The organism is Chitinophaga sp. RAB17 (genome assembly GCF_052114225.1).
In the GTDB taxonomy this organism is placed as follows: Bacteria; Bacteroidota; Bacteroidia; order Chitinophagales; family Chitinophagaceae; genus Chitinophaga.
The window spans coordinates 1,351,248-1,369,099 of sequence record NZ_JBFREI010000001.1 but is presented as its reverse complement, the minus strand read 5'-3'; the positions used below and the strand labels follow the sequence as shown (position 1 = coordinate 1,369,099).

The following is a 17,852-nucleotide window of genomic DNA, read 5'->3' as shown; positions in this document are numbered from 1 at the left end:
TATTCCATTTACTCAAATATACGATCACTCTTCCGGAATTATGCGGCCACCCACCACATTTTTGTCCCATTTTCTCCCGGATCGTTATAAAATTGTTATATTGGGTATCGATCGTTATGGGAATTTTTCGGGGCGATTTACCTTTCCGAATAATTTGATACAATGTAGTTTATAGTTGTTTTAAAACAGCTATATGATTTGTATTTCAAAAAAAATCAGGCTGGTACTCCCAAAAATCATAGTTTTGCAACCTCTTTTCCACTAGTATCTAGTATGCAACCTTCAGTAAAAATTTTCACAGGCAACAGCAATCCGGCATTGGCCGAGAAAATTGCCAAGAAATATGGCAAGGGTCTTAATGGCGGTCTTGGCAAAGTAAAAATTCAGAAATTCAGCGATGGCGAGATCCAGCCTGTATTCCTGGAGAGTATCCGTGGCGACTATGTTTTCCTGATTCAGGGCACCAGTGCGCCATCCGATAATCTGCTGGAACTACTGTTAATGATCGATGCCGCCAAACGCGCTTCTGCCGGCTATATTACAGCAGTCATCCCTTATTTCGGCTACGCCCGCCAGGACAGAAAAGATAAGCCCCGTGTGGCTATCGGATCTAAACTGTTAGCAAATCTGCTTACTTCGGCAGGAGCTAACAGGGTGATAACCATGGATTTACATGCGCCGCAGATTCAAGGGTTCTTTGATATCCCGGTAGATCACCTGGATAGTTCCGCTATTTTTATTCCTTATATAGAGAATTTAAGGTTAGAAAATCTTACCTTTGCGTCCCCTGACGTAGGTAGCACTAATAGAGTGCGTGAGGTTGCGTCTTACTTTAATGCTGAGATGGTTATTTGCGACAAACATCGTAAACGTGCCAATGAAATAGCATCAATGGTAGTGATCGGGGATGTGAAAGACAGGGATATTGTGCTGATTGACGACATCTGTGATACTGCAGGAACACTTTCCAAAGCCGCTAACCTGTTAATGGAAAAAGGCGCCAGAAGTGTACGTGCATTTTGTACTCACCCGGTATTTAGCGGGAATGCGTACGAAAACATCCAGAATTCAGTACTGCAGGAGATAGTGGTATGTGATACCATTCCTATCAAACCGCAGGGGCCGGATTCCAAGATCAAGGTGATTTCAGTAGCAGAGCTTTTTGCGGTAGCTATCCGTAATATGCACGAAAACAAATCGATCACCAGTCTGTTTATTCACAGCCATCGCCGGGGAGATTCATAACGTATTTTAATCATCAATATAAATTGTCTAAACAATGAACACAATAACCATCGAAGGACAACTCAGGAGCGAATTCGGCAAAAAAGCCACCCGCCAGATCCGTTCTGAGGAAAAAGTGCCTTGCGTTATTTACGGGGGTGCAGAAACTGTTAATTTTTCAGCTCCTGCCAAAGCATTCAAAACACTGGTTTACACTGCAGCCTTCCAGATTGCAGAAATTAAACTGGGCGCTAAAACTTACAGATGCGTATTGAAAGATATGCAGTTTGACGTAGTTACTGACTCTCTCGCTCACATCGATTTCATGGAGCTGGTAGAAGACAAGCAAGTAGCCGTTACTATTCCTATCAAACTGGTAGGTTCTTCTGTAGGTGTTAAAGCCGGTGGTAAACTGGTTAGCAAACTGAAAGCGCTGAAAGTAAAAGCTTTACCTAAGCACCTGGTTGAAAATATCGAAGTTAACATCGATAACCTGGAACTGAACGCGAACATCCGCGTAGAAGACGTGAAAATTGAAGGTATTGAAGTTACCAACTCTCCACGTATTCCTATCGCTTCTGTAGTAATGACTCGTCAGCTCCGTCAGGAAGAAGCAACTGCTGAAAAAGACGCTAAAAAGAAATAATTTTTTAGGAATATTTTTTCAAAAAGCCTCTCTACTTTTAGAGGGGCTTTTTAATTTAGAATTGCGAATTACAAATTACGAATTGCGGATTTGTGGGTAGATGGTTAACGGGAAGATATCCGCTATTTATCTCCTCATAAATCCGTAATTCGTAATTTGTAATTCGTAATTCTAACGTTGTAATTGATCTGAGAAATGAAATACTTAATTGCAGGATTAGGCAATATCGGAGACGAATACAAACATACCCGGCATAATATCGGGTTTGATGTGGCAGATGCTTTTGCTGCCAAACATAAAGCAGCATTTAATAACGATCGCCTCGCAGATGTAGCTGAATGCAAATGGAAAGGCAAAACATTTATCGTTATAAAGCCTACCACCTACATGAATCTCAGTGGCAGAGCCATCAAATACTGGCTGGATAAGGAAAAGATCCCGGTTGAAAACCTGCTCGTGATCCTGGATGATCTGGCCCTTCCGCTGGATGTAATCAGACTCCGTCCCGGAGGCAGTGATGCCGGACACAATGGACTGAAAAGTATTCAGGAATCATTGGGCACCAACCAGTATCCCCGCCTGCGTTTTGGTGTGGGGAACAATTATCCCAAAGGCAGACAAGTGGAGTTTGTACTCAGTAAATGGAAAAATACAGAGGAACCTGTTGTGCAGGAAAAGATTAATAAAAGCACGGAAATTATCGAGAATTTTGCCAGCATTGGTATTGCCCGTACTATGAATGAATGTAACAAACTGACTTTCCTGTTGTAACGTAAATTTGTATAGCTGATACCTATCTGTTTTTTTTATCTTTAAAAACAAACGCATTATGAAAATTATTTGCGTAGGCAGGAACTATGCCGACCATGCCAAAGAATTAAAGAATGAAGTGCCTACTGAACCGGTATTGTTCATGAAACCTAAGAATGCACTCCTTCAGAATGGCCATCCCTTCTATTATCCTGAATTTACCAGCAACCTGCATTACGAATGTGAACTGGTGCTGAGAGTGAGCAAGAACGGTAAGCATATACAGGAAAAGTTTGCAGATAAATATTACGATCATATTTCCGTTGGTATAGACTTTACTGCCCGCGATCTGCAGGACAAGCAAAAAGCCAAAGGATTGCCCTGGGAAATCGCCAAAGCTTTCGATAACTCTGCAGTAGTGGGGAACTTCATTCCAATTACCCCGGAAATGGATAAGAAGGATATTAATTTCGTTCTTTATAAAAATAAGGAACTGGCACAATCAGGTAATACCCAGGATCTCTTATTCTCCTTTGATTTCCTGGTAGCCTATATTTCCCGCTTTTTTACCCTGAATATCGGTGACCTGATCTTTACTGGTACACCCGCTGGTGTAGGACCCACTGAAATAGGAGATGCTTTCGAAGCTTTTATTGAAAACGACAGCCTCCTGGAGTTTTCTGTGAAATAAGTGCTGTTTGTCTGTTTCACAATAAAGCAGCGGCGGAAGATTGCGCGATTTGATCTTTTTTGATAAAAAAATTAGCGAAGACTGGCAAAATATATCCTGCTGGTCTTCGCTAATTTTTTATCTGATAAATGGAAAAGTGACCTGAAAACGGAAAAAATGATCAAAATTGATGTTGTTTCCTATAAAGGCTGGGGATGATGCCTGCCATATTTGTCTGTATTACCAGCGTATTCTGATAATGGCTCCTCCTCTTTAATGACTATAGCCCCTATTCCCGCCTTTATTACCCTGATCATCCACCAAGCCACATGCTTCACATCAAGTGCGATGATGCTTTTTATAGAAAATAAAGGTGATAAAGTTTTTTGTGAAGTATATTTTAGAATATACTCATTATCAAATAGATAAATAGTATTCGATTATAGCACTTAGAGCTGAAAACCCTCAAATAAGTATGTTTTTACCATTTCCTGATTTTCTACACTCAAAAAGGGCTTAAAATATGAAAATGCACTAAAAACGGAAAAAATAGAAGAAAATAGGCATGGTTAAGGGATATTCGCATAAATGGTATCCAAAATCCTTGTCAGCTCCACATAATCTGTTTCGGTCAGCGTTTTCCAGCCAATCTTCCGCATATCATATACCAGCGATTTAACGTCTTTATACTTTTCCACACCCGCCGGGGTTAGTTGTAAATATACTTTGCGCCGGTCGATTACATCTGCCTCTCTTTTTACCAATCCTTTTTTGACCAGCAGTTCAATAATGCGCGAAATGGTGGTAATATCCTTGGAGGTATTACGGGCCAGCTCGTTGTGGGTAGTTTTTTTATGTTTATATAAATTCTCTATCAGCAGCCATTGATCCACGGTAATGTCCTTCTGTTGGGCATCGAACATTTTTTGCCAATAGTTGCGCAATTTTTTGAGCGTAGCATCCAACTTAAAAAAAGAGGGATTACTGACGAAAGTATCAGGCATATTATTTAATTTGCATTAGCAACTGTTGCTATGGCAACTATTGTTTTTGAACCACCATCATCACCAAAACAGTCTTATTGTGTTTAAAGATAGCACAAGCGTTTCAACTTTAAAAACGCCTGCCTCCAATCCGGACGGCAACAGCGGCGAAATGGCTGAATTATTAACAGCCTGGCGCCTGATGTGTGAGGCTGGCAGTATGGCCGCTACCTATGAGGCTAACAGGGCCATCTGCAAATATGTTCACTCCACTTCCCGCGGTCATGAAGCCATACAAATAGCCACTGGTCTGCAATTGCGGCCATGGGATTTCGTAAGTCCCTACTACCGCGATGAAAGCATGCTGCTGGCCATGGGCTTTACTCCATATGAGTTAATGCTGCAGTTGCTGGCAAAAGCAGACGACCCGTTTTCCGCCGGGAGGTCTTATTACAGTCACCCTAACAGCCGGGAAGCCGGCAAACCACAAATTCCCCACCAGAGCAGCGCTACTGGTATGCAGGTGATTCCTACTACCGGGATGGCACAAGGAATACAATACCTGGAACAGATACATTCTGACTTGCTGAAAATGGGGCCGGATAGAGAAATGCCCGTTGTATTATGTTCTCTCGGCGATGGTAGTGTAACAGAAGGAGAAGTTAGTGAAGCCTTTCAGTTTGCGGTATTGAAACAGCTGCCGGTTATTTACTTGGTACAGGACAACGACTGGGGGATTTCCGCCACCGCCGCAGAAGTACGCACCATGGATGCTTATGAGTATGCTGCAGGTTTCAAAGGACTGGAACGTATGCGGGTGGATGGCAGTGATTTCACGGCCAGCTACGCTGCTATGGAAACAGCGATCCATTATGTTCGCCAGGAACGCCGGCCTATATTGGTGCAGGCAAATGTGCCGCTATTGGGACATCATACTTCCGGTGTGCGGAAGGAGTGGTATCGTACGGCGGAGGACCTGGAAAAGCATGCTGCTAATGATCCGCAGCCTAAGCTGAGGGCATTGCTGGAGAAACATGGTATAAGCACAGATGTACTGGATCAGATAGCAGAAACTGCCGCTGCCGATATACAGGCAGCTTTTGATAAAGCGGTGGCTGCACCTGAGCCTTCACCGGAAACGGTGCAGGAGCATGTATTTGCTCCCACTGCTGTTACAGCAGAAAGTGGTACCCGTACCCCCGATAGTAAAACCAAAGTAGTTATGGTGGATGCGGCCTTGCATGCAGTAGAAGAAATTATGCAGCAACATCCGGAGGCTATTTTTTTCGGACAGGATGTAGGGCGCAGACTGGGAGGCGTTTTCAGAGAAGCCGCTACACTTGGTGATAAATTTGGCGCTCATCGTGTATACAACACCGCTATACAGGAAGCGTATATTATAGGAGCTACTGCGGGGCTTTCTGCCGTAGGCGTAAAACCTATAGTAGAAGTGCAGTTCGCGGACTACATCTATCCCGGATTCAACCAGCTGGTGACAGAAATATCCAAATCATGTTATTTAAGTAATGGCAAATACCCGGTACAAACGCTGATACGCGTGCCTATTGGTGCTTATGGCGGTGGTGGGCCTTACCATTCCGGTAGCGTGGAATCTACTTTGCTGAGCATTAAAGGCATCAAGGTGGTGTACCCTTCCAATGCGGCCGACATGAAAGGTTTGATGAAGGCTGCTTTCCTGGATCCCAACCCAGTAGTGATGCTGGAACATAAAGGGTTGTACTGGAGTAAAGTACCCGGTACCCTCGATGCCATGATGGTGGAACCTGCAGCAGATTACGTGCTGCCAATGGGAAAAGGTAACGTGGTATTACACGCGCATCCTAAAGATGTTGCACAGGGAAATGCTTTGTGTGTGATTACATACGGTATGGGAGTATATTGGGCCAAAGCTGCTGCCAAAGCCTATCCTGGCAATGTTACTATTGTAGATCTGCGCACATTGTTTCCGCTGGACGAAGCCCTTGTTTTTGACATGGTACAACAACATGGCAAATGCCTGATTCTGACAGAAGAACAACTCAATAACTCTTTCGCGCAGGCCCTTGCCGGCCGCATTCAAAAAGCCTGCTTCCGGTTCCTGGATGCGCCTGTATTTACGATAGGGGCCATGGATTTACCGGCAGTACCTTTAAACACCGGTCTGGAAGCCGCCATGCTACCAACACCTGCAAAAGTGGAAGCGGCTATCAAAGAATTATTGGCCTATTAATAGTTATGCAAAATATATGGGCGCAAATTTACAAGCTCCCATATATTTTGTTAAAAAGCGATGCCTGCATGAGGCAACACAATATTCTTTCTATCTTTTGGCGATGAAAGCCAATGTTACTGACCTTGAAATAGAAAAGCAATTACTACCACTGTTTGATTTTACCGGCAATACCTATGCCCGTAAAAAGCTGGCTGGCATATTATCTGAGCTACCTGATACGCAGGAAGGCGTATATGAAAGACAAGCCCTCATTAAATCGTTTATTGATAACGGTTACGCATATACGGAAATCACCTATTCGACACACGACTTTGAAGAAGTACTACATTCCTTTACACGAATAAATGACCAGTATTATTATTACGACAGCAATCATATAATTGCCACCGTTCAATTGTTGTGGCGTCGTCGTTACCGGCATTCTATGAGAAGCCGACTGGCGCAGCTGGCGCTTTTTATGGCGCAGTTACATGCCTATTTTGAAGCAATAGATCCGGAAGTATTCCCGCTTGTATTTGGGGAACGCATGGCCTCATTAAAGCAATACCTGTCTATGTTCCGCGCCAGGGAAATTGCTCATCGTATCCGTAAGGATCGATTTGGTATAAAGGATCAGTTATTTTTATTAGACCTGCTGAATCGTAAAATTGACGAAAAGACTGCCAAAGGGCATTGGGAAACTTTTTACGCCTATGAGGCATGGTTGTCGATGGCGAAAGGTATCGTAAAACATGGATTCGTTTTTCCTGAGTTTACTGACAGTGGATTTCAGATGCAAGACTTTTATCATCCTGCATTACGTGAGCCTGTCAAAAATGACCTCGATACCAATGGTCCGGTGATGCTGCTGACAGGCCCTAATATGTCGGGGAAATCAACCCTGCTGAAGGCCATAGGCATTTGCGTTTACCTGGCGCACGCCGGTATGGGTGTGCCAGCCAGCCTTTGCCGCTTACCGTATTTCGATTCCATTACCGTGATCATTAATCTCTCGGATGACCTGAAACACGGTTATAGCCATTTTATGATGGAAGTGCAGCACCTGAAGAATGTGGTGCAGGAGGCGCATACAGGTAAGCGTTGTTTCGCCGTATTTGATGAATTATTCAGGGGGACCAATGTAGATGATGCCCTCGATATTTCTCAAGAAACGATCAATGGATTGCATCATTTTAAAGGCAGTTTTTTTGTGATCTCTACACACCTGTACCAGTTACAACCTTTGTTGAAAGAAGCGAATGCGTGGTATATTGATTGTATGTTGAAAGACCATGTACCCCAGTTTCTTTACCGGTTGCGTGCAGGCTGGTCTGATTTAAAAATAGGAAGAATTATTTTTGAGAAAGAAGGATTACCCGCGTTATTGCAATCGAAATAAAGAAAGTTATCTTACAGCTTTCGGAGTGGTGCCTAAAGTGAAGTTTACAGTTGCTGTTAAGCGTTTCATGGCAATTGCCAATTGGTTTTCCACTGTTTTAACAGAGAGGTTGAGCACAGATGCGACTTCTTTGTACTTCATACCATTTTGCTTGATCAGCGTAAATACCATTCTGCATTTTGGTGGAAGTTGTTGCACGGCAAATTCCATTTTACGAATCATCTCTGCAGAAATCATGAGTTGTTCGGGATTGCTGTCAAATGCAATTTCCATTTTTTCATCTTCCTCAAAAAATACCTGCCTGGATGCCGCTTGTTTACGGAGATGGTCGATAGCCTTGTTTTTGGCGATGACAAAAAGATAGACCTGCGGATTTTTTATGTGAGAAAGAGCAGCTCTTTTTTGCCAGCAATGCATAAAAACATCGTTGGTAATTTCTTCTGCTACTTCTTTGGAATGTGTGAGCGTATAGGAAAAACGGAGCAGCGTCACAAAGAAATGATTGTAGAAAGCCCGAAAGGCAGTCTGATCATTGTTCCCTGTGATGTTGTTGAAAAGTTCACTTATTGTACTCTCGTCCATTCCTTTGTCCGCTGATAATGGTTGCAAATTATATAACGTAGATTACGCTAAAGTTAACAAAATTAATTATCCCGTAAACTTTTCTCCATCGATATTATTTTGCCTGAAAATTGCTGTATTTTCTCCCTCTTGCTGGTTGTGGCTGTTCCAATATCAACAGGAAATTATTTTTAAAATCTTTTTGGGGGTTTTTCTCTTTCTTTTCGTCCTTCATGTGTAATACGTACAAAATAGATGACAGAGGATCACCGGATCAATATATTGCTGGCCAGAAAGCTTGCCGGAGAGGCTTCTCCGGAAGAGCTGACAGAACTGGATGAATTGCTGCTGCAATTCCCCGGGCTTCATTATGCTTATACAATAGTAGAAGATATTACTATTCTGAAAGAAAATAATGGATTTTCTGCTACAGAAGAACAGCAGTTATTACAGGAGGGGTTATCTAATATAAGCAGGCTGATGGAGACGCCGGCATCTGGAAAGATAAAACGGATGTTTCCGTGGAAAGCGGTACTGGGAGTGGCTGCGTGCGTAGCCGTATTGGTGACTGCATACAGTGTATGGCAATTACCGGGGAAGCATAATTTCCGCAACGAAGTAGTCACCAGGAATGGTTCTAAAACTGCTGTGGTACTGCCCGATGGTACCAGCGTGGTGCTGAATGCCTGCAGCCATTTACGCTATGATGTGAATAGGTTCCTGAATGGCGACCGGGAGGTAACGCTGGTAGGAGAAGCTTACTTTGATGTAAAGCATGATCCGCAGCATCCTTTTATTATTCAAACAGAGCACGCCAATATAAGAGTGCTGGGCACCGTGTTTAACGTAAAAGCCTATGCAGAAGATGCGACCGTAGAAGCCACTTTGCTGAGTGGCAAAGTAGAGGTAAGCTTTACTGAAGGAGCAGCTGCCGGCGCACATAAAGTAGTAGTGCTGCAACCAGAACAAAAACTAATCATTGATAAAAAAAATATGACTGCTTTACCCGTGAAAGCAGTGAATGCCAACAATAGTAATTATACCATTACACCTGTAAAGTTAAGCCAGGAGGGGGATTCCGCTGCCAGTCAGACGACCGCCTGGATGAATGACCGTTTTGAGTTTGATAAAATAACGTTTGAACAACTATCACACGACCTGGAGCGCTGGTACAATGTGACGGTACGGTTTAAAAACGACCGTTACAAGCACGAAGTATTTAGTGGCGCCTTCCGCAAACAGCGCATAGATGGGATATTGCAGGCGTTGCAATTAACATCCGGATTTCATTATGAAGTGAACAACAAGGAAAATGTTATTGACATATGGTAAACATCTTTTAGACATATAAATCATATTACTTTTTTTACGGCAGTCAGCAAATAAAAAAAGGGAAATGCTCGAACATTCCCCTTTCAAAATTGCTGGCTAAAACAACTAAACCGATCCACACAATCTGGTAATGGCCTAATTATTTAACCTAACGAAACAAATTTATGAAAAAAAGTCATTGGTGGCCTTCTCATATTCCGCGCCGGCGTATGAGGAAATTGTTACTAAGTATGAAACTAACTTCTGTATTGCTTTGTGCAGGTTTTCTGCAATTGAGCGCACATGGATTTTCACAGGAAAAGATCACTGTTGATTACAAAAACATCAACATTGCGAAACTCCTGACTTTAATCGGGAAACAAAGCGATTATACATTCCTGTATAAAAACGCTATCATTCCTGATAAGAAGATATCCATCAGCATGAAGGATGCTCCGGTGCGGGCTATCCTGGATAATGCACTGGCAGGCACTTCACTGGATTATAAGGTGATGAAAGATAACCTGGTGGTGATTGTGGAGGCAGGAGATAAAGTGCTGAATATTAACATAAAAGGTAAAGTGACCGATGAAGCGGGTAATCCACTTGTTGGGGTAACGGTGTTGGTAAAAGGCACTACCCATGGGGCGCATACTGATGAAAACGGCCGTTTTGCGCTGGATGCTCCTGAAAATGCCCTGTTGGAATTTTCCTATGTGGGATATGAAAGCTTGCAGATGACCGCCAAGGCGGATCAACACTATAATATAGTGATGAAAGCCAATTCCAGTGGTTTGAATGAAGTAGTGGTGGTGGGTTATGGTAAGCAAAAAAGAGTAAACCTCAGTGGTGCAGTAGATGCTATTTCCGGTAAAGAGTTGGAAAGCCGCCCTATCACCAACGTGGGTACTGGTTTACAGGGATTGATTCCTAACCTGAATATTACCAATAGTGATGGCCGGTCTTCTTCCGCAGCAAAGTTCAACCTGCGTGGCGTGACCTCTATCAATGGTGGTGATCCTTTTATCCTGGTAGACAATATTCCATTTACCAGTGATGAAGTATCCAGGATTAATCCGGCGGATATACAAAGTGTAACCGTACTGAAAGATGCGGCTTCTGCTGCTATCTACGGTGCCCGTGCTGCTTTTGGGGTAATATTGATTACCACCAAATCCGGAAAAGACGGCCGCATTGCAGTAACTGCTAACACCAACTATGCGGTGCGTACTTTGGGCAGGGTACCTAAAATTATCACAGATCCGTTAACGGTGATGCAATACAAGCACGATGCCGCTACTCCGTTATATAATCTTTATCCACAGCCGGACAGAGATTATGCTGCACAACTCCTCAAGGATCCTTCTTTACCAAGAGTAATTGTGAATCCAAACGATCCTAAATCATATAGTTACTACGGAGAAACGGATTGGTTGCATGAAGTGTACAGTAAATCTGCACCCGCCTACACCGCTAATTTCAGTGTATCCCGTGGTGATGAAAAACTGAATTATTATTTATCAGGTGAATATTATTCACAGGAGGGTATGTTAAAGAGCAACCCGGATAAATACGAGCGTTATAACCTGCGTGCCAAGGCTACCTATACCTTTAATGACCGCTTTAAGTTGGGTACAAATACGATGTACACCAATACTACCTATGATCAGCCTTTTGCTACCAGCACCTCTGACGCCAGTATATATAGTGGTAGTACCAATAATTCTTTTTTCAATGCGGTTAACCGTACGCCTTCTTTGTCTGTATTGCATAATCCGGATGGCACCTGGACACAGGATGGTGCTAATCTCTTAGGTGTATTACAGAGTGGTGGACGTAAAGCGGATACCTGGAGTGAGTTTATGACTACATTGAATGCAGAACTGGGATTGATTAAAGATGTATGGACTTTAAAAGCAGATGCAACGTGGAGACGTGGAAATGATGTTGGTAAAGGATTCAGCATCCCGGTGCCCTATAGTACCGGTCCGGGGCAGCCATTAAATTATACTGGTGGTAACCTGTCTTCCGCTTCCAATAGCAGTAATTCGGTGAAGTACAATGTATTTAACGTATACACTGATTTTCATAAAACATTCAACAGGAAGCATGCAGTGGGCGCCCTGGTGGGTTTCAACCAGGAATATCACTACTATAATAATTTCTTCTTAACAGCTAATGGGTTAATCAGTCCGAGTTTACCTACTTCACAGCTGACAACTGGTTTGGTTAAGCAGGAGCAACATATTAAGGATTGGGCAGTAAGAGGTATCTATTATCGTTTGAATTATACTTTTGATGATAAATATATTGTAGAGCTGAATGCCCGTAATGATGGTTCTTCCCGTTTCCGCGCAGATAACCGCTGGGGCTTTTTCCCTTCCGCTTCAGCTGCATGGGTGCTGTCTAAAGAAAAATTCTTTGACGGCATAAAGAAAACGATTGGAATGGATTTCCTGAAACTCCGTGGTTCTTATGGATCCTTAGGTGATCAGCAATGGGGAGAATATGGTTACATGTCATTGATGAATCCGGGTAATATTTCCACTATTCTGGATGGTAAATTGCCGGTGGCAGTATATGACCCAACCCCTGTAACAGCTACCTATACCTGGCAGCAGGTAAAAACGGTCAACGGTGGTATTGATGTAAGTTTCCTGAAAGAAAGATTATCGTTTAGCTATGACCGTTATACGCGTTATACCAATGGTATGTTTGCCAAAAGCCAGGAATTGCCGAATGTGTATGGTGCAACAGCGCCTAAAACCAACTCTGCTGACCTGAAAACACGTGGCTGGGAAATGACTTTGTCCTGGAGAGATCAGTTCAACATTGGTAAGGATCCTTTTAGTTATGGTGTGAAATTATTGCTGGCAGACAGCCGTTCCTTCATTACACGCTTTGCGAATCCGAGTGGATCATTGAAAAACTATGATGCAGGTATAGATAACAGGAACTATTATAATGGTCAGGAATTGGGTGATATCTGGGGGCTGGAAACAGAAGGATTTTTCCAGAATGAAACAGAGTTGAAAAATCATGCTGATCAGACAGCAGTGGGGTCCGATGATCAGAACTATCTCTTTTACGTAGGTGATCTGAAGTTCAGAGATCTCAATCATGATGGTAAAATCAATTATGGTGATAACACGATTTCCAATCCCGGTGACAGAAGGATCATTGGTAATACCGCTCCCCGTTTCCCTTACAGCGTGGATCTGACTGCATCTTATAAAGGTTTTGATATCCGTGCACTGATACAGGGCATTGGTAAAAGAGACTGGTATCCTGGCCCGAGCAATCACTACTTCTGGGGTGTATATGCACAACCATGGACCAACGTACAAATCCATAACCTGGATCGCTGGACACCGGAAACACCGAATGGCTACTTTCCCCGTTTGAAATCATATATCGCGGAAGATGCGTCGGAGCTGGGTGCACCGCAAACCAGATACCTGCAGAATGCTGCCTATACCCGCTTAAAGAACGTAACGCTGGGCTATACGCTACCAAAGAATCTGACAGACCGGATCAAACTGAATCGTGTTCGTTTCTACTTCAGTGCAGAAAACATTTTCACGATTTCTCATCTGAAGGCCAACATTGATCCGGAAGGCCTGGATGGAGCCTTGTATCCTTATCAGAAAACCTATTCATGTGGTCTGAACCTGAACTTTTAATGAATTCTAAAATGTGCAACATGAAAAATAAGTGGCTTTTATTATCACTCACCATATTAGGAGTTACCGCAGCTTCCTGTAGTAAGGACTTTCTGCAACGTAATCCGCAAACGGAAATTTCTCCGGATGCATTCTTTAATACACCCACTGATCTCAATACCTATGTAAATGGGTTTTATGATAATCAGTTATCCTCTCCTTTTGATGATGCCAATTCGGATAACATCTCCAGCTATACCGGCAGTGAAATGGATAAACTGGTACATAACGGTATTACTCCTTCCACTATTGGTGGTTGGGAAGACTGGGATCAGTTGCGCCGTGTAAACTTTATGCTGGACAATGTTTATAAAACACAGGGAGATGCAGCAGAGATTGCTCACTATGTAGGTGTAGCCCGTTATTTCCGTGCGAAATTTTATTTTGCGAAGATTGCCGCCTACTCTGATGTTCCTTATTATGGTCATGCATTGTCTGATGTAGACAGTTCTATGTATAAAGCACGTGATCCACGTGCCGTGGTAGCTGATTCTGTGTTGGATGATCTGCAATACGCGGTAGATCATCTGAAAGAAAAGGATGGTAACGGTACCCGTGTAAATAAATATGCAGCACTGGTATTGATGTCCCGTTTCTGCCTTTTTGAAGGCACTTTCCGTAAATACCATGACGAATTAAATCTGCAAAGCAGTGCTAATAAATTCCTGGAAAAGGCAGCATGGGCGGCTCAGCAGGTAATGGATAGCAAAAAGTTCAGTGTATATACCGGTGGCAATGGTGCGGCGTCTTATCGTGCATTATTTGTGAGCACCGCACTGGATAATAACCCTGAAATTATTCAGTGGCGCGATTACCAGGCTGCCCTGGGTATTGGTAATAACTCACATACGGTATTAGGATGGGTATGGTCGCTGAGTCAGAGTCTGGTGAATACCTACCTCATGAAAGATGGTACTCCGTTTACAGCTATTGCCGGATATGATAAAATTGGTTTCCTTGGTAGCTTCAGTAATCGTGACCCACGTTTAGCTGAAACCGTTGCTTATCCTGGATTTTCTACTACCATGGATAATATTTTATACGTTGCCAAACCTAACTTAGGCGGTTATGATCAGCTGAAATTTTACCCACGTGACCCGGCATTACGTAAAGGCTGGAACCTGAACTATACTGCTTTGCCGATCTATCGTTTTGGTGAAGTGCTGTTGAACTATGCAGAGGCAAAAGCTGAGCTGGGTACTATTACGCAAGCGGATATTGATGCTACCATTAACAAATTACGCAGTCGTGTGCAGATGCCTGATATGAATATGGCAGCAGCTAATACCAATATTGATCCGGTATTGGCAACAGCCTATGCTAATGTAAGTGGCGCCAGCAAGGGTGTGATCCTGGAAGTTAGAAGGGAAAGAAGAGTAGAACTGGCTTGTGAAGGATTACGCGCTAATGATGTGAACAGATGGAAAGCGGGCAACCTGCTGAAGGAAGCTCCTAAAGGAATGTATGTTCCTGCAGTGGGTGCAATAGATATGACCGGTGATAATGTACCGGATATAGCTATTCTTCCGACTCTGGCGGATTCATCTTCCATTGATAACATCCCCTGGAGTATTAAGAAAAATATGGGTCGTTATTATCTGAATGAGAATTTTTACCTGGAGAATGGCAACAGTGGGCATATTATGTTTGCAGCTGATCGTAATGGTCGCACATTCATAGAGCCTAAGTTCTACTATCGTCCTATTCCGTTGGATCAAACGGTATTGAACGGCAGATTGAAACAGATTTTTGGCTGGTAATAAAATGTGTAAATAGCAAAGGGAGGGCCATGGCCTTCCCTTTGCTATTTACATCTATGCTGAGTTTTGAAAAAACAACAGGTATGTATAAAAATATATTAGGCACTGCGATGATGCTGCTCTTTACGCAGGCGGTGATGGCCCAGGGCTTTTCCGGTAAAGTATTTATAGACAAGAATGGGAATGAATCCTGTGATGCAGGCGAGACTGGTCTTGCCGGCGTACGGGTATCCAATGGTTTACAGGTAGCCGTGACCGATGCCGCCGGGAAATTTTATTTACCAACACATCAGAAAGCAAGGTTTGTATATATTACCACTCCGGCGGGTTATCGTTTTGCCAAATCATTTTATATTAAAACAGACAGCAGCAAAACTGCTTATGATTTTGCACTGACGCCGGTGAGGCAGTCGCAGCAAAGCATGGCTAAGTTTGTGCGGTTAACAGATACAGAAACTGCGGTATATAATAACTGGATCACCGAAGCAAAAGATTATGCAAAGAATGAAAATGCTGATTTTATTGTGCATACCGGTGATATCTGTTATGAAGAAGGATTGAAGTTTCATGCAAAACAGGTGAATACTGCTACGATGGGATTACCCGTGTATTATTGCATCGGTAATCATGACCTGGTAAAAGGTCCTTACGGCGAAGCGCTGTATGAGTCGTTGTTTGGACCCGTGTTTTATTCTTTCGAGGCAGGGCCTGCGCATTTTATCGTAACGCCAATGTGGTATGGCGATTATACACCGTCCTATACCGTGGATGATGTATTACAGTGGATCAAAAATGACCTGGCACATACTGATCCGGCTAAACCGGTAATCATCTTTAACCATGACCTGCTTACTTATGATACGCTGTTTGCGATCCGCGCCGGCAAGGATAGTATTAACCTGAATGATCATCACCTGAAAGCGTGGATTTATGGACACTGGCATATTAACTTTGCACGGACGCATGGTAATACCGGCATCCGCTCCCTTTGTTCTGCCCCGGCGGCAGACGGCGGAATAGATAACTCTGCGAGCAATTTTGATGTGATCAATGTAGATAAAGCTGGTATCTCCGCAGTTCAAAGACGTTATACCTATGTGAGCAATCAAATTACACAGGTGTCGCCTGCTGCCACTGGTGTAGCTTTTGAAGGCAATAAGATGTTGATCAGTGTGAATACCTATCACACTTCTGCCAATGTACGGCAGGTGCTTTTCAGTTTGTACAACAAAAAGGGACAATTATTGAAACAGTTACCGCTGCAACCCCGTACCGACTGGAACTGGGCTACTATCACGGAGATTCCTGCTGCCTGGTTAAATAACGTATATACTTCTACGGTAGAAGCAACTATGAGTACGGGCAATGTTCTGTTCAGAAGGGATACCTTCTCCCTGGAAAAAAGTAAAGTACCTGCCCTTACCGGGCAGGTATGGCCGGAAGTGTTACAGAATGAACAGCGAACAGGTGTAGTCAACAATGCACCTGACGGTAATGAATTGCACCTGGTGTGGTCTGCCAATACAGGTGGAAATGTGTGGAAGTCATCTCCGGTATGCGCGGAAGGAAAAGTATTTGTGGGTAATATCGATGATGAAGGAAATAAGCACTGCGGTATTACAGCCATGGATGCCAGGACTGGTAAAGTAGTATGGCAGTTTCCTACTAAAAATTCTATCAAACACAGCATCAGTTACAGCGATCATTTGTTAGTTGCTACCGATGCAGAAGGTATTACTTATGCGCTGGAAGCTGCCACTGGTAAACTTCGCTGGCAACATGCCGGTGATATGAGAAGTTTACCTTCTTACAATTCCGGTGGTGTGGTGAAAGCAGGTGTGTATTATACCGGTGCCGGAAAGTATATGCAGGCGCTGGACCTGTACACCGGTGCGGTGAAATGGACCAATCATGACTGGAGCGGGGGAGAAGGCACGCCGGCGGCGATGGCGGTACAGGGCGATTGCCTGATTACTTCTTCCAACTGGAACCATTTATTTGCCCACGATCTGGCTACGGGTAAATTACGCTGGAAACGCAGCGATGAAGGCATCCGTTTCCGTAGTGGTACTGCGGCGTTTTATGACGGCAAATTATATGTACATGGACTGAATAAGCTACATATTATTGATCCGGCGAATGGTAAAACGATTGATAGTATCCCGGTAGAAGAGGCGCTGAAGACAATGACGGCGCCGGTGGTAACCAATCAGTTGATACTCATTTGTACCGCCACTAATGGCCTGGCAGCTTACGATAAAAAGACGAAGCAACTGATGTGGCGTTTTGTGCCAGGTGAAGCGTTGTTTTATACCGCTCCCTATACGCTGCCTTCTTCCGCAACAATTGAGTCTACACCGCTTTGTGCTGGTAGCCGCGTTTATATTGGTGCTTCTGACGGATATGTGTATGTGGCGGATCTGAAAACGGGTAAGCTATTATCACGTTTCCATACAGGGGCTCCTGTATTTGCTGAAATGGCGATATGCAACGGTTTGTTGTATGTAGCAGATTTCTCAGGAAATGTGAATGCATTTAGTCTGTAGTAATAACCAGCTAAAAAGAAAAGGCCATCTCCACAAAAGAGATGGCCTTTCTTGTCTTCCGCACTCAG

At 43.5% G+C, this 17,852-nt stretch carries 12 protein-coding genes; 10 read left to right on the top strand and 2 right to left on the bottom strand.

Annotation, left to right across the window (positions count from 1 at the left end):
• The first annotated feature begins 273 nt into the window (after positions 1 to 273).
• From AB4Z08_RS05400 to AB4Z08_RS05385, 4 genes are all read left to right on the top strand, one after another.
• Positions 274 to 1,245, top strand: coding sequence for a ribose-phosphate pyrophosphokinase (locus tag AB4Z08_RS05400; protein WP_441572704.1), 972 nt, complete (start codon positions 274 to 276; stop codon positions 1,243 to 1,245).
• Positions 1,246 to 1,279: 34 nt separating this feature from the next.
• On the top strand, positions 1,280 to 1,870 hold the full coding sequence (locus AB4Z08_RS05395; protein WP_331959269.1) for a 50S ribosomal protein L25: 591 nt from the start codon (positions 1,280 to 1,282) through the stop codon (positions 1,868 to 1,870).
• A 195-nt stretch (positions 1,871 to 2,065) separates the two neighbouring features.
• Positions 2,066 to 2,641, top strand: coding sequence for an aminoacyl-tRNA hydrolase (gene pth, locus AB4Z08_RS05390; RefSeq protein ID WP_441572703.1), 576 nt, complete (start codon positions 2,066 to 2,068; stop codon positions 2,639 to 2,641).
• Positions 2,642 to 2,699: 58 nt separating this feature from the next.
• Positions 2,700 to 3,311, top strand: a complete 612-nt coding sequence (locus AB4Z08_RS05385) for a fumarylacetoacetate hydrolase family protein (RefSeq protein WP_331959262.1) — start codon at positions 2,700 to 2,702, stop codon at positions 3,309 to 3,311.
• 548 nt (positions 3,312 to 3,859) lie between these two features.
• Here the strand turns inward: AB4Z08_RS05385 and AB4Z08_RS05380 are convergent.
• Complete coding sequence (locus tag AB4Z08_RS05380; RefSeq protein ID WP_441572702.1) at positions 3,860 to 4,294, bottom strand: MarR family winged helix-turn-helix transcriptional regulator; 435 nt, start codon at positions 4,292 to 4,294, stop codon at positions 3,860 to 3,862.
• Between the two features lie 79 nt (positions 4,295 to 4,373).
• Here AB4Z08_RS05380 and AB4Z08_RS05375 point away from each other — a divergent pair, with 79 nt between their 5' ends.
• On the top strand, positions 4,374 to 6,503 hold the full coding sequence (locus AB4Z08_RS05375; protein ID WP_441572701.1) for an alpha-ketoacid dehydrogenase subunit alpha/beta: 2,130 nt from the start codon (positions 4,374 to 4,376) through the stop codon (positions 6,501 to 6,503).
• Positions 6,504 to 6,606: 103 nt separating this feature from the next.
• Positions 6,607 to 7,884, top strand: coding sequence for a MutS-related protein (locus tag AB4Z08_RS05370; protein WP_441572700.1), 1,278 nt, complete (start codon positions 6,607 to 6,609; stop codon positions 7,882 to 7,884).
• A 6-nt stretch (positions 7,885 to 7,890) separates the two neighbouring features.
• On the opposite strand, the gene AB4Z08_RS05365 is transcribed toward AB4Z08_RS05370, so the two are convergent.
• The gene (locus tag AB4Z08_RS05365; RefSeq protein WP_441572699.1) at positions 7,891 to 8,493 is read right to left on the bottom strand and encodes an RNA polymerase sigma-70 factor; all 603 of its coding nucleotides are present in this window, start codon (positions 8,491 to 8,493) and stop codon (positions 7,891 to 7,893) included.
• Between the two features lie 207 nt (positions 8,494 to 8,700).
• Between AB4Z08_RS05365 and AB4Z08_RS05360 the strand changes: the two genes are divergently transcribed.
• The 4 genes from AB4Z08_RS05360 to AB4Z08_RS05345 all read left to right on the top strand — a co-directional run bounded on the left by AB4Z08_RS05360 (position 8,701) and on the right by AB4Z08_RS05345 (position 17,784).
• Positions 8,701 to 9,777 (top strand): FecR family protein, encoded by a 1,077-nt coding sequence (locus AB4Z08_RS05360; protein ID WP_441572698.1) that lies wholly within the window; start codon positions 8,701 to 8,703, stop codon positions 9,775 to 9,777.
• Between the two features lie 230 nt (positions 9,778 to 10,007).
• Positions 10,008 to 13,439, top strand: coding sequence for a SusC/RagA family TonB-linked outer membrane protein (locus AB4Z08_RS05355; RefSeq protein WP_441572697.1), 3,432 nt, complete (start codon positions 10,008 to 10,010; stop codon positions 13,437 to 13,439).
• Between the two features lie 20 nt (positions 13,440 to 13,459).
• Entirely contained in the window at positions 13,460 to 15,238 is a 1,779-nt protein-coding gene (locus AB4Z08_RS05350; RefSeq protein WP_441572696.1) for a RagB/SusD family nutrient uptake outer membrane protein, read from the top strand.
• An 83-nt stretch (positions 15,239 to 15,321) separates the two neighbouring features.
• On the top strand, positions 15,322 to 17,784 hold the full coding sequence (locus AB4Z08_RS05345; RefSeq protein WP_441572695.1) for an outer membrane protein assembly factor BamB family protein: 2,463 nt from the start codon (positions 15,322 to 15,324) through the stop codon (positions 17,782 to 17,784).
• The last annotated feature ends 68 nt before the right edge of the window (positions 17,785 to 17,852 follow it).